Genomic DNA, 13,483 nt, shown 5'->3' with positions numbered 1-13,483 from the left:
TGGCGGCGGGGCCGGTGGCTGCGCCTCCGCCGCCGGCCTGGATGCGGTGTCAGGTCGGCGCGGGATGGTGAGCGGGCCGTAGCGAGACTTCGCCGTGTGCCGGGACCTCGATTTCGAGCAGCCGGTCGCCGTGCTGGACAACGACCCGGTGAGGGGCGCCGCGAACGTCGCGGATCACGGCGCTGGCGACGGCGCCGTCGGCCCAGGCGAGGTCGACCTCGAGCCCGCCGCGAGCCCGCAACCCGGCTACCCGGCCGCTCGGCCATTGCGCGGGCAGTGCGGGCAGCAGCCGGATGCGGCCGTGGTGGCTCTGCACGAGCAGCTCGGCGATGGCCGCCGTGAACCCGTAGTTGCCGTCGATCTGGAAGGGCGGGTGCGTGCTGAACAGGTTCGGCAGGAGCCCGCCCCATTCGGACCCGTCGACGGGGGCCAGCCGGCGGTGGTCGCGGTCGAACGCGGTGCTGGCCTCGAGCAGTAGCGCTCGGGCTTCGGCGGCGTCGCCGAGCCGGGCTCGGAGCGCGATCTTCCACGCCCACGACCAGCCCATCGCCCCGGGTCCGCGGGCGTCGAGGAAGCGGCGCGCCGCCTCGGCGAGGTCAGGCGTACGCACGGGGTCGATGAGGTCGAGCGGGTAGAGCGCGACGAGCGGAGACAGGTGCCGGTGGCGCGGGTCCGCGTCCGCGACATCGGTCGACCATTCGCACAGCCGGCCGTCGGGGCCGACCCTGAGCTCCGGAAGACGTTCGAGGGCGACGGTGAGGTCGCGGTCGAGCGGGTCGTCGAGGCCGAGTACGGCGATCGCCGAGCGGGCGCGCTCGAACAGCGCGCGGATGAGGGCGATGTCCGTCGTCGTCGAGACGCTGAGCGCCTCGGGCCTTCCGTCGGAGCCGACGAACAGGTTCTCGGGCGAGGTCGAGGGGATGGTGCGCAGCCGGCCGCTCGCGGGGTCGTCGACGAGCCAGTCGAGGCAGAACAGCGCCGCCCCGCGCATGAGCGGCCACACGGTGTGCTCCAGCAGCTCGCGGTCGCCGGCGAACTCATAGCGGTCCCAGAGGTTGTGGGTGAGCCAGACGCCGCCCATCATCCAGCTCGCCCAGCTCGGGGCGCCGTGACCCATGCCGACCGGCAGGCTCCAGCCCCAGAGGTCGCTGTTGTGGTGGGCGACCCAGCCACGGGCGCCGTAGAGGCGGGCCGCGACGTCGGAGCCGGTGCTGGCGATTCGCCGTACGAGTGCGGTCAGCGGCTCGGTCGAGTCGTCGAGTCCCACGATCGGTGCGGCCCAGTAGTTCATCTGGGTGTTGATGTTGATCGTGTAGTTGGACGACCACGGCGGTCTGAGCTCGTCGTTCCAGATCCCCTGCAGGTTCGCGGCGGGGCTGCCCGAGCGCGACGACGCGGCGAGCAGGTAGCGGCCGTACTCGGCGAGCACGGTCGCCCGGAGGCCTTCGTCGTCGCCGTGCAGGATGTCGCGCTCGACGTCCCAGGTGCCGGCGCGCCGACCGCCGATCGCGAAGCGCGCCCCCGAGGCATGCTCCCGCACGTCGGCGAGATGCTCGGTGAACCGCTCGTGCGCCGTCTGCCGCAGGGCGGCCGTGACGTTCGAGCGGGCGCGCTCCCGGATCTCCTCCGGGGAGGAGTTCCGCCAGCCGGCGCCGTCAGGGTCGGCCCACCACAGTCCGGCCCTGCTCGACGTCGACAGTGCGATCAGCAGCCGGCTCGCCCCGCGGATCCGCAGGGTGTCGCCGGCGGAGCCCACGGTTCCGTCGCTTCGCAGCGCGACCGCCGCGGCCGCGAAGTGGTCGAAGCCGTCGGCCTCCGAAGACAGGTAGCGATGAGCCGGCTCCACCGCGGGCTCGTGCAGGGGCGCACCGTCGATCGGCGCGACCACGTCGAGGGTGATGCCGGTCGCGGCGGTGTCCCGGCCCGCCTCGCGCAGGCGCGTCGACAGGCGGAGGTCGACGTCGAGCACCGGCCGGTCGGCGAGGTACTCGACGAAGAGGCAGCCGGCGGGCGCGGAGGCGAAGGTGCGGCGCGTGACGGCGGCGCCGTCGACCACGAGCGGTTCGGTCACGTACGCCTCGTCGAGGTCGAGGACGCGGGCGGGCCGGCCTTCCGCCACGGCCGCGCCGCGCGTCTCGAGTTCCAGGTCGACGAACGGCAGGAACTCCTGGGAGTACGGGCCCTCGACACTCATCAGGAGCGCTTCGGCGCGTCGGAGGTCCCCGGCGTCGATGGCCGACCGGATCTCGGCGAGACGTTCGGGTCCGGCTCCGCGCGCGACGAGGTCGGCGAGCGCGTCGGCCGGCCCGTCGGGGTGACCCGACCAGATGGTCGCGTCGTTGACCTGGATGCGGGTTCGGGCGCCGCCGAAGACCATCGCGCCGAGGCGGCCGTTGCCCAGCGGCGTGGCCTCGACCCAGTCGCGTGCGGGTTGCCGCCAGGCGACGCGGAGGGTCCCGGCCGTCACTTGATCCCCGAGAAGCCGATGGAGTTGACGATGCGCCTGCCGAAGACCATGAACAGCCCGAGCATCGGCAGGGCCGCGACGAGCGTCGCCGCCATCAGTCCCGCCCAGTCGGGCTGGGCCTGCGGCGACGACTGCTTGAACACGGCCAGCGCGAGGGTGAGCGGTTGCACGGACTCGTCACTCGTCACGAGCAGCGGCCAGAAGTAGTCGTTCCACATCCCGATGAACCCGAGGATCGACAGCGTGATCATGGGCCCGCTCGTCATCGGGAGGGTGATACCGAAGAGGATCCTGACGCGGCCGGCGCCGTCCAGCAGGGCCGCCTCCTCGGTCTCGGTCGGCAGGCCGAGCATGAACTGCCGGAGGAAGAAGATGTTGAAGGCCGAGAAGAGCGCCCCGGGCAGGATCATCCCGGCGAAGCTGTTGAGCAGGCCGAGCTCCTTCACGAGCACGAAGTTCGGCAGCAGGGTGAGGATGCCGGGAACCATGAGCGCGCTGAGGAAGAGGCTGAACATGAGGTCGCGGCCCCGCCATTGCAGGCGCGCGAAGGCGTACGCGGCGATCGTGGAGAAGAACACGATGAGCGCCGTCGAGACCGTGGCGTAGATGAGGGAGTTGACGAGGAAGTGGCCGATCTCGACCGATGCGCCCGAGCCACCCTCGGCGATGGACTCCTCGGTCGTCGCGAGCCCGAGCACCCGCTTGAAGGGTCCGAGGGTGAAGCCGACGGGCAGGATCGAGGCCGGGTTGGCCATGAGCGCGTAGTTGTCGGAGAGCGCGGTGCGCAGGATCCAGTAGAACGGGAAGATCGTCACGAAGAGGATGCCGATGAGGTACGCCCAGGCGATGGCGCGACCGGTGGTGAAGCGGCGTCGACGGGTGGCGGAGGTGCTCATGCGCTGGTGTCCGATTCGCTCGCGCGCAGCAGGCGCATCTGCAGGAAGGTGATGACGATGAGGATCGCGAAGAGGGCGAACGACATCGCGGAGGCGTAGCCGAAGTCGAACTGGCCGAACGCCTTGCTGTAGATGTACATCTGCAGGACGTTCGAGGCGTTGGCCGGGCCGCCCTTCGTCGTGACCTGGACGATGTCGAAGACCTGGAACGCACCGATGACGTTGAGCACGAGCACGAGGGCGAGGATCGGGCGCAGCAGGGGGAGCGTGAGTCGGCGGAACATCTGCAGCTCGCTGGCCCCGTCGATGCGTCCGGCCTCGTAGACCGTGGCCGGAATGGTCTGCAGGCCGGCGAAGATGATGATCGAGGTGTAGCCCATCTGCTTCCACACGTTGATGAGCGCGATCGACGGGATCGCCCATCCGCGGGAGGTCAGGAACTGTACGCCGTCGCCGCCGAGCGCCTCGATGAGGATGTTGACGATCCCGAGCTGGGTGTCGAGCAGCCATGACCACACGGTCGCGGCGACGACCGCGGAGATGAGGAAGGGCAGGATGATGAGGCCGCGGACGACGGTCGAGGACGTGAGGCGGTGCAGCACCGCCGCGGTGACGACCGACACGGCCAAGCTGAGGGTCACCGAGAGCAGGACGAAGTAGACGGTCACGCCGAGCGAGGACCAGAAGACCTCGTCGTCCGCGAGCTTCACGTAGTTGTCCAGGCCGACCCAGGTGGGCGGGGTGAGGACCTGGAAGTCGGTGAAGCTCAGGTAGAGGCCGCGGAGCGTCGGGTAGACCGCGAAGACGGCGAATCCGATGAACGAGGGCGCGATGAGCACCCACGCGAGCCGTGCGTCGCCCCGGTGGGCCGGGGAGTTCGCGTTGATCGGGCGGCGGAACGCCGTACGGCGCCGCGCCGCCTGTTGCGGTGGCCGCGTGTCGCGAGCCGTTGATTCCAAGAGCGCCATTGGTCTTCCTGCTCCCGCATGTTCGACCTGTCGTGCCGACTCGGCGGCGAGGTGCCCGATCTCGTCCTGCGCTTGCCGCGCCAGACTAAACATGATTAATTTACGGCGTCAAGTAACTCTCTTGTAACCGTCCACGGAGGCCGTGACCCATGCTTTCCGGCGCCGAAGCCGTACTCGCCCTCCGTGCCGGAGGCACCGCCCTCATCGTCGAGGTGCGCCATCCCACCCCCCGAGTCCTGCACTGGGGAGCGGATCTCGGAGACCCGACGGAGGTCCACGGGGACGATCTTCGGCTCACCGCGGAACCCGCGATCCTCAACAACTCTCCCGACGAACCCCGGGTCCTGTCCGTGTGGCCGAGCGAGTACGACGGCTGGTCGGGCACGGCCGCGCAGTCGGGGAACGCGGCGGGGTACGCGACGACCCCGCGGCCCCTGCTCGAATCGCATCGCATCGACGTCCCCGACGACGGAGTCGGCGGCAGGATCGAGTTCGGATTCGTCGACCGGGTGACGGCCACCCGGTCCTCGCTCGTCTACGAACTGGACCGCTTCGGCGTGCTCGCCGTGCGGATGAGCATCGAACGCGACGCCGCTCTCCACCCGTCGACCGGCGGCGCCCCGTACACGCTCGACGGCCTCCTCGCCCTCATGCCCGTGCCCGAACGGGCCACCGAGCTGCTCGACTTCACCGGGAAGTGGTGCCGTGAGCGCGCCCCGCAGCGCACGCCGTTCGGGTTCGGTACGCACGCCCGCGCCACCCGTCGCGGCAAGCCCGGACACGACTCGCCCTATCTCCTCGTCGCCGGCACGCCGTCGTTCGGTTTCGGCCACGGCGAGGTCTGGGCGATGCACCTGGCGTGGAGCGGCGAGCAGCGCTACCTCGCCGAACGCCTTCCCGAGGGAGCCGGTGCGTTCTCCGCCGTCATCGGCGCGGGTGAGTCCCTGCGCTCGGGTGAGGTCCTGCTCGCCGACGGCGACCGCTACGAGGCGCCGACGGTGCTGTTCGTCTGGTCCGATGCCGGCACCGACGGCCTCGCGGATCGCCTGCACCGCCGACTGCGCAGCCGGCCGAACCACCCCTCGACGCCCCGGCCGCTGGTGCTGAACACCTGGGAGGCCGTCTACTTCGACCACGATCTCGACCGGCTCACCCAGCTCGTGAAGCGAGCCGCCGAGGTGGGCGTCGAGCGGATCGTGCTCGACGACGGCTGGTTCCACCGCCGCCGCCAGGCCGACGCCGGCCTCGGCGACTGGTTCGTCGACCGCGACGTGTGGCCGGACGGCCTCGGCCCGTTCGTCGAGGTCGTGCGTTCCCATGGCATGCAGTTCGGGCTCTGGTTCGAGCCCGAGATGGTCAACCTGGACTCGGAGCTCGCCGGATTGCATCCGGACTGGATCCTCGGGCCGAGCGCCGGTCTCGGGCCGACCTCCAGGCAGCAGTACGTGCTCGACATCGCCCGCCCCGAGGCGTACGGATACCTTCTCACCCGCATCGACGCTCTCGTCCGTGAGCACTCGATCGACTACCTCAAGTGGGACCACAACCGCGACCTGATCGAGGCGGTCAGCCGCGAGGCGAGCGGCGACCGGCCCGGCGTCCGCCGGCAGACGCTCGCGCTCTACCGGCTCCTCGACGAACTGCGCGAACGGCATCCGGGCCTGGAGATCGAGACGTGTTCCGGCGGCGGCGGGCGGGTCGATCTCGGCATCCTCGACCGCACCGACCGGGTGTGGGCCTCGGACTGCAACGACCCGGTGGAACGCGTGCAGATCGAGCGGTGGACGCGGGCACTCGTACCGCCGGAACTGATCGGCTCGCACCTCGGATCGGCCCGGGCCCACACCACCTCCCGAACGACCGACCTGTCGTTCCGGCTCGTCGCGTCGCTCACGGCGCACCCGGGTATCGAGCAGGACCTCACCGCCGCCAGCGACAGCGAACTCGCGACGATCGCCGCGTGGTCGCGGCTGTACCGGGAGATCCGGCCGCTCCTGCACACGGGACGGGTGGTCAACGCCGACCTCGCTGACGACGCGACCGCGCTCTACGGCACCGTCGCCCGCGACGGCTCGAGGGCCGTGTTCACCTGGGTGCGGTTCCAGAGCTCCGCGGCCGGTCAATCCGGCCGGGTCCGCTTCCCCGGACTCGACCGCACCGCCCGCTACCGGGTCGCCATCCGGGAGGAACTCGGCGCGGCGAGCCGGCACCAGGGGCGAGACCCCGAGTGGGTGGCCCGCGCCGCCGAACACCCGATCGAACTCTCCGGCGCCGTGCTCGCGGGCGCCGGCGTTCCCATGCCGACGCTCAACCCACAGCAGGCGATGCTCATCGACATCGAAAGGATTCCATGAACAAGCCGACCATCCTCTTCGCCGGCGACAGCGTCACCGACTGCGGGCGGCGTGAAGACCCGGCCGGGCTCGGCGACGGATACGTGCGCCGGATCGCCGAGACGCTGGGCAGCGAGGCACACTGGGTCAACCGCGGCATCAGCGGCGATCGGAGCCGCGATCTCCGCGAAAGGTGGGACCGAGATGTGCTGGCGGCGCGGCCGACGCTCGTGAGCATTCTCGTCGGCGTCAACGACACCTGGCGACGCTACGACAGCGACGACCCCACCCCGACGGCGGACTTCGAGACGAACTGTCGCGCGCTGCTCGAGCCACTCGCGGCCGACCAGGTCGGACTCGTGCTCATCGAGCCGTTCCTGCTCCCGGTTCGGGCGGAGCAGATCGCCTGGCGCGACGACCTCGAACCGAAGATCACGATCGTACGGAGCCTCGCGCGGGAGTACGACGCCGCGCTCGTGCCGGCGGACACGGCCCTCAACGCCCTCGGCGACGCAGTCGGCCTCGCGCCCGACGGCGTACACCCGGGTCATCGCGGTCACCAGGTGCTCGCGTCGCTGTGGCTGGAACACGCGACTTCCCAGTTGACGGCGGTGCTCCGGCGTCGGGGGGACGCGCCGCCTCGCCCCGTGCCCGAAGCACCGGTGCCCGCGACATGATCAAGCTGCGATTCGCCCTGCCGCCTGCGCCCCTCTGCTCAGCGGGTGGGCCTGCTCCCCCGCCCCACCGCTCTGCGGCGGCGGAACCGCGGTCCTCGAACTCATATGTCGTGGTCAGGGCCTCGGGCAGGTCAGGAACCAGGGCGTTCGGGCCGTCGACCACCTGAACGTAGCGCCGACCCTGGAAGATCGGGTAGCTCCCGTCGGTGACCCGCTCGATCCTGAAGAGCTGCGTCTGCGCCTCGGTCAGCATCCCGGCCATCGCTCTCCGACCGCGAGCGAGGTACGTCTTGACGGTCCCGACGGGTACCTGCATCTCGGCTGCCACGTCGGCGACGCCACTGCGCCTGACGGCCACCGACACCGCAGGCAACACGGTGACGCAGACGATCCAGCGGGCCTACCGCATCGCCTGATCAACGGCCGAAACCGGGGGCGGCGGCGTGCCGGCGCCGCCCCCGGACTGCCGCCGCCGTCGATCGGCCGCATCCGACGTGCGCGCCGTCTCCGGCCCGCCCGGATCGGCCCAGGTGCCACTCCACCGTGCGTGGACTGATTGCCCGAGGCAAGCCAGCTGTGCCGGCGCTGGGAGCTCTCGCCGGCCTCCACCCAGCCACCCTGGTGCTACCCAACCGGGGTGACAAGAAGGACGAAGAGGAGAAGGACGACGACCGCCAGTCCCCGACGCCAGTTATGGGGACTGTAGGACAAACGGTGCCGGGCAGAAGCAGCAGGACCTGACGCCGCAGATCCCACCCGGTGTTACATGCCAAGTAGGGCCGAGGTTCTACTTGCCCGTACTCGAGCAGGAGACAGAGAAGATGGCGAAGGCATACTGGATCAACACCTTTCGGTCGATCAAAGACGAGAAGAAGCTGGTCGCCTACGTTGAGTTGGCCGGGCCGGCGATGCGCGCCGCGGGTGGCAGGTTCCTGGCGCGCGGACTTCCGGCTCGAGCGTTCGAGTCCGGAATCATGGAGCGCACCACGCTGATCGAGTTCGACAGTGTCGACGCCGCGGTCGCGGCCTACAACAGCCCCGCCTACCAGCAGGCGCTCCGGGTGCTCGACGACGGAGCCGAACGCGACCTGCGCATCATCGAGGCGGTTTCCTGAACGCACGCCGCCGGCGTCGAAGCCCCGCCTCCGGTTTTCAGCGTTGTGGGCCGATCCTGCACACCTGGTATTGACGGATCCGCCAGGAACCCTCTACTGGCGGCGCCGGGCGTCGGCCTCGACGTCGAGCAGGTCGTTCAGCGCCAGTGCCGAGTTGATCAGGGAGAGGTGGCTGAACGCCTGCGGGTAGTTGCCTATTTGCTCACCGGTCGCGGCGATCTCCTCGGCGTACAGGCCGAGGTGGTTGCTGAAGGTGAACATCTTCTCGAAGGTGAGCCGGGCGTCGTCCAGGCGACCGGAGCGGGCCAGTGCCTCGACGTACCAGAACGTGCACATGTTGAAGGTGCCCTCGTGCCCGGGAAGGCCGTCGGGGGAATGGACCGGGTCGTACCGGTGGACCAGGCTGTCGGAGACCAGCTCGCGCTCGATCGCGCTCAGGGTGGACTGCCAGAGCGGATCGCTCGGCGTCATGAAGCCGACCGCCGGCATGGCGAGCAGCGCCGCGTCCAGCACGTTCTCGTCGTACGCCTGCACGAAGCTCCCGCGTTCCCGGTGGTATCCGCGGGCCATGACCTGGTTGTAGATCTGGTTGCGTTGCTCGGCCCAGCAGGTGATGTCGCCGGGGCGGCCGGTGCGGGTGGCGAGGCGGATGGCCCGGTCCAGCGCGACCCAGGACATCACCCGGCCGAAGGTGTAGTTGCGGGGGTGGTGGCGGCTCTCCCAGATGCCGGCGTCGGCCTGGTCCCAGTGGTGGCAGAGCCAGTCGACGAGCCGGACGGTGCTCTTCCACACCTGGTGCGAGACGCGGATGCCCTGCTCGTCGGCGAGATGCATGGCGTAGAGGGCCTCGCCGTGGATGTCGAGTTGGAGCTGGTCGGCGGCGCCGTTGCCGATCCGCACCGGTCGGGAGCCGCGGTAGCCCTCCAGGTGGTCGAGAATCTCCTCGTGCAGGTCGGAGGAGCCGTCCACCCGATACATGATCTTCAGCGGGTCCTGGTGGTCACCGGCCTCGCGGATCCGCTCGTCCAGCCAGGTCATGTACCGGCTGACCTCCTCGGTGAAGCCGAGGCCGAGCAGCGCGTGCACCGAGAACGACGTGTCGCGTACCCAGGTGTAGCGGTAGTCCCAGTTGCGGGTGCCGCCGACCAGCTCGGGCAGCGCGGCGGTGGGCGCGGCGATCATCGCGCCGGTCGGCGCGTACGTCATGAGCTTCAGCGTGATGGCGGAGCGCTCGACCATTTCCCGCCACCGCCCGGTGTAGCGGGAGCGCTCGACCCAGCGCCGCCAGTAGTCCCGGGTCCACTCGAACATCCCCTGGACCTCTGCGGGCGGGATGATCCGTGGCTCCGTGTCGGCCGTCTCCAGGACCACCCCGCCGGTGTCACCCTCGTTCAGGGTGCCGTACGCGACCAGGTCGCCGTCCTCCAAGCGGACGTCGCCTCCCTGCGAGATCAGCTGCCGCACCGGGTCAACCGGGTTGAAGGTGAGCGTCGCTGACCGGCTGCGGAAGACGTACCCATGGCGGTGGCGTTCCAGTTGGTGCTTGTCCCGGGCGTAGTCGAACCGGGGCCGGCACTCCACCCGGAACCGCATGCTGCCCCGGACCATGTTGACCATGCGGACCAGGCGGTGCGCGTCAGTGGCCCGATCGCCGGTGACCGGCATGAAATCCATTACCTCGGCGACGCCGTCCGCGCTGATGAACCGGGTGATCAGGATCGGAGTGCCCGGCAGGTAGAGCTGCTTGGTGACGTACCGGACGTCGTGCGGGGCGATGCGAAAGTAGCCACCCCGCTCGCGGTCCAGCAGCGCGGCGAAGATGCTCGGCGAGTCGAAGCGCGGCGCGCAGAACCAGTCGATCGTTCCGTCGCACGTCACCAGCGCGGCGGTCTGCAGGTCGCCGATGAGCCCGTGATCCTCAATCGCCGGATAGCTCTCCACGTCGCCTCCCGGTCTCGACAGCCTCCTGCGCAGTAACCTAAGGGAGGAATTGTCGAGTCCGGCTCGATTCGTGGTCAGCCACCCTCTCGCGCGCCCTGGCGCGCCTCGACCAACCCAGAGGGTGAAGGCCCGCATCCGCAAGGCCGTCTGCGCCAACGGGAACTTCTTCAACGGGGTCTGTGGGCCTGACGGAGACCTCTCTGCTGCCAACGCCTGATGGCATGAAGGAGCGGGGCCTCGCTCCTCGTGGGTCCCGGGCGGGATGCTCGGGGTGCTCACGTCTCACGACGAAGGAGGCCCCTCATGCAGGCAGAATACGACGGCCGGCGGATCGTGGGTATCGATCTGCACCGGCGCCGGTCGGTGATCGTGCGGATGACCGAGACGGGCGAGAAACTCGACACGGTGCGGACCGACACTGACCCGGTCGGCTGGGGTTGGAGATCGCCAAAGCCGGCCCCGACCCGGAGGTGGTCCTGGAGGCCACCTACGGCTGGTACTGGGCGGTGGACGTGCTGACCGCGGCCGGCGCCCGGGTGCATTTGGCGCATCCGTTGGGGGTGAAGGGGTTCGCCTACCGTCGGGTGAAGAACGACGCCCGCGACGCCGCCGACCTGGCGGATCTGCTGCGCACGGGCAGGCTGCCGGAGGCGTATGCGGCCTCGCTGGCGGTGCGCCAGCTGCGGGAGCTGGTGCGGTATCGAGCCAAGCTGGTCGCCTGGCGCAGCGGCCTGAAGGCATCCGCGCATGCGGTGTTGGCCAAACAGGGCGTGCACATCGCTGTCTCGGATCTGTTCGGCTTTGGTGGGCGGGAACTGCCAGCCCGGGCACCGCTGGACGGCGCCTACCGGGGCGGGTGTCCTCGCTGTGCCGGCTGATCGAGACGGTCGACTTCGAGATCGACGCGGTCGCCGGGCCGATCCGGGCCAGACCTGCCGGGCACCTGGTTACACCGCGATCCAGGCCATCCCCGGTGTCGGTCCGGGGGGTGGTTGGTGCAGGGGGCGGGTCAAGGATGCGCCAAGTCTGCGGCCGGCGGCGTTAAGAAGCCGTCAAGATCTCCGGCGAGGCTGGTTTGTGGGGCTTGACTCTGTGGTGTGTTGAGTTCGTTGAAGCGGCTGGTGGTTGGTCGTCCGCTGCGCAGTGACCGGCTGGGTGAGACGTTGCTGTCGAAGCGGCTGGCGTTGCCGATTTTCGCCAGCGATCCGCTGTCGTCGGTGGCGTACGCCACGCAGGAGATCCTGCTGGTGTTGACGTTGGGCGGCTTGTCGTACCTGTTCCTGGCCCCGTGGGTGGCCCTCGGCGTGGTGGTGCTGCTGGCTGTGGTGGTGGCCTCTTACCGGCAGGTGGTGCGGGCCTATCCCAGCGGCGGCGGCTCCTACGAGGTCGCCTCGCGCAACCTGGGCCCGTCGGCGGGCCTGGTCGTGGCCGCGGCGTTGATGGTCGACTACATCATGACGGTGGCGGTGTCGGTGGCGGCCGGCGTCGACAACATCATTTCGGCGGTGCCGTCGCTGAACCCGCATCGGGTGGTTATCTGCGCGGGGTTCGTGGTGGCGCTGATGGCGATGAACCTGCGGGGTGTACGGGAGTCGGGTAAGACGTTCGCCTGGCCGACGTACCTGTTCATCGGCGGCGTGCTGACGATGATCAGCGTCGGTATCGGGCGGGCGGTCCTCGGCGACGCGCCGGTGGCCGAGTCGGCCGGCTGGCAGGTACGCCCGGAGCAGGTCGGGCTGACCGGGCTGGCCCTCGCCCTGCTGACCCTGCGGGCGTTCGCCTCCGGATGCACGGCGTTGACCGGGGTGGAGGCGATCTCCAACGGGGTGCCGGCGTTCAAGCCGCCGAAGGCCGAGAACGCCGCCCGTACCATGCTGGCCATGGGGGTCACGGCGATCACGATGTTCGCCGGGATCACCGCGCTGGCGCTGGTCGCTGAGGTCCAGGTGGCCGAGCACACCTGCGATCTGGTGGGTTTTCCCGGCAACTGCGAGACCGACCCGCAGCGCACCGTCATCGCGCAGCTGGCCGCGGCGGTGTTCGGCGGCGGCAGCGTCGGCTTCTACCTCATTCAGGCCACCACCGCGCTGATCCTGATCCTGGCGGCGAACACTGCGTTCAACGGGTTCCCGCTGCTGAGCTCGATTCTGGCTCAGGACCGGTACCTGCCGCGGCAGCTGCACACCCGTGGCGACCGTTTGGCGTTCTCCAACGGCATCATCGTCCTGGCGGTGGTCGCCGGTGCGGTGATCTGGCTTTTCGATGGCTCGGTGACCCGCCTGATCCAGCTTTACATCCTCGGCGTGTTCACCTCCTTCACCCTCAGCCAGGCCGGCATGGTGCGGCACTGGAATCGGGCGCTGGCTGCCGAACGCCATCCCGCGGCGCGACGACGGTTGCACCGGTCGCGGGTCATCAACGCCCTCGGCGGGTTGCTCACCGGACTGGTCCTGGTCATCGTCCTCGCGACGAAGTTCACCCACGGCGCCTACCTGGTCGTGATCGCCGTGCCGGTGCTCTACGGGCTGATGCGCACCATCCGCCGCCACTACGAACGGGTCAGCGCCGAACTCGAACCCGAGCCCGGCGGCATCGTCATGCCATCGCGGGTCCACGCCGTGGTGCTGGTCTCGCGGGTGCACCGCCCGACCCTGCAGGCGCTGGCCTACGCCCGGGCCACCCGCCCGGACAGCCTCACCGCGGTCACCGTGGCGATCAACGGCGACGACGTGGCCCGGCTGCAGCAGCAGTGGGCCGACCGGGACCTGCCGGTACCGCTCACGCTGCTGGAGTCGCCCTATCGGGAGATCACCAACCCGGTTCTCGACTACGTCAACCGACTCCGCCAGGAAGGCCCGCGGGGCCTGGTCGTGGTCTACATCCCCGAGTACATCGTGGGCCGCTGGTGGGAGCAGCTGCTGCACAACCAGAGCGCGCTGCGGCTCAAGGCCCGGCTGCTGTTCCAACGCCGCGTCATGGTCGTCAGCGTGCCGTGGCAGCTGGAATCCAGCCACGGGCAGGACGGTAGGGAGACCGTCACGGCCGGGCACCGCCAGCGGTAGCGGTGGATCGGGTAGAAATGCCGG

Annotated in this window: 9 protein-coding genes; 5 read left to right on the top strand and 4 right to left on the bottom strand. The window is 69.8% G+C overall.

Annotation, left to right across the window (positions count from 1 at the left end; translation table 11 throughout):
• Positions 1-49: 49 nt before the first annotated feature.
• The 3 genes from V6U89_RS20290 to V6U89_RS20280 are packed head-to-tail and all read right to left on the bottom strand — an operon-like array spanning position 50 to position 4,202.
• Positions 50-2,467, bottom strand: coding sequence for a glycosyl hydrolase family 95 catalytic domain-containing protein (locus tag V6U89_RS20290; RefSeq protein WP_334572922.1), 2,418 nt, complete (start codon positions 2,465-2,467; stop codon positions 50-52).
• Positions 2,464-3,363, bottom strand: a complete 900-nt coding sequence (locus V6U89_RS20285) for a carbohydrate ABC transporter permease (protein ID WP_334572920.1) — start codon at positions 3,361-3,363, stop codon at positions 2,464-2,466. The genes V6U89_RS20290 and V6U89_RS20285 overlap by 4 nt, the downstream gene beginning before the upstream one ends.
• Positions 3,360-4,202, bottom strand: a complete 843-nt coding sequence (locus V6U89_RS20280; RefSeq protein ID WP_334572919.1) for a carbohydrate ABC transporter permease — start codon at positions 4,200-4,202, stop codon at positions 3,360-3,362. The genes V6U89_RS20285 and V6U89_RS20280 overlap by 4 nt, the downstream gene beginning before the upstream one ends.
• 278 nt (positions 4,203-4,480) lie before the next feature.
• Here V6U89_RS20280 and V6U89_RS20275 point away from each other — a divergent pair, with 278 nt between their 5' ends.
• From V6U89_RS20275 to V6U89_RS20265, 3 genes are all read left to right on the top strand, one after another.
• Positions 4,481-6,685 carry an alpha-galactosidase gene (locus V6U89_RS20275; RefSeq protein ID WP_334572918.1) on the top strand — a complete coding sequence of 735 codons (2,205 nt, stop codon included), beginning with the start codon at positions 4,481-4,483 and terminating at the stop codon, positions 6,683-6,685.
• A complete protein-coding gene (locus V6U89_RS20270) occupies positions 6,682-7,341 on the top strand; it encodes an SGNH/GDSL hydrolase family protein (RefSeq protein WP_334572917.1) in 660 nt (219 codons plus the stop codon). The genes V6U89_RS20275 and V6U89_RS20270 overlap by 4 nt, the downstream gene beginning before the upstream one ends.
• 821 nt (positions 7,342-8,162) lie before the next feature.
• The gene (locus tag V6U89_RS20265) at positions 8,163-8,456 is read left to right on the top strand and encodes a DUF1330 domain-containing protein (RefSeq protein ID WP_088962268.1); all 294 of its coding nucleotides are present in this window, start codon (positions 8,163-8,165) and stop codon (positions 8,454-8,456) included.
• Positions 8,457-8,549: 93 nt separating this feature from the next.
• Here the strand turns inward: V6U89_RS20265 and V6U89_RS20260 are convergent, their stop codons facing one another.
• Positions 8,550-10,397 carry a glycoside hydrolase family 15 protein gene (locus V6U89_RS20260; protein WP_334572916.1) on the bottom strand — a complete coding sequence of 616 codons (1,848 nt, stop codon included), beginning with the start codon at positions 10,395-10,397 and terminating at the stop codon, positions 8,550-8,552.
• A gap of 437 nt (positions 10,398-10,834) precedes the next feature.
• On the opposite strand from V6U89_RS20260, the gene V6U89_RS20255 reads away from it, so the two are divergent.
• Positions 10,835-11,275 (top strand): IS110 family transposase, encoded by a 441-nt coding sequence (locus V6U89_RS20255; RefSeq protein ID WP_334572915.1) that lies wholly within the window; start codon positions 10,835-10,837, stop codon positions 11,273-11,275.
• Positions 11,276-11,494: 219 nt separating this feature from the next.
• Positions 11,495-13,459 carry an APC family permease gene (locus V6U89_RS20250; protein WP_334572913.1) on the top strand — a complete coding sequence of 655 codons (1,965 nt, stop codon included), beginning with the start codon at positions 11,495-11,497 and terminating at the stop codon, positions 13,457-13,459.
• Positions 13,460-13,483: the final 24 nt, after the last annotated feature.

Source organism: Micromonospora sp. CPCC 206171, from assembly GCF_036906755.1.
GTDB lineage: Bacteria > Actinomycetota > Actinomycetes > Mycobacteriales > Micromonosporaceae > Micromonospora > Micromonospora purpureochromogenes.
The sequence above is the reverse complement of the archived record's forward strand: the minus strand, read 5'-3'. Positions and strand labels throughout refer to the sequence as shown.

Bases quoted from the DNA above. Each gene is read 5' to 3' on its own strand.
- V6U89_RS20285 (WP_334572920.1), bottom strand. From the start codon at position 3,363: ATGAGCACCTCCGCCACCCGTCGACGCCGCTTCACCACCGGTCGCGCC.
- V6U89_RS20275 (WP_334572918.1), top strand. From the start codon at position 4,481: ATGCTTTCCGGCGCCGAAGCCGTACTCGCCCTCCGTGCCGGAGGCACC.
- V6U89_RS20270 (WP_334572917.1), top strand. From the start codon at position 6,682: ATGAACAAGCCGACCATCCTCTTCGCCGGCGACAGCGTCACCGACTGC.
- V6U89_RS20265 (WP_088962268.1), top strand. From the start codon at position 8,163: ATGGCGAAGGCATACTGGATCAACACCTTTCGGTCGATCAAAGACGAG.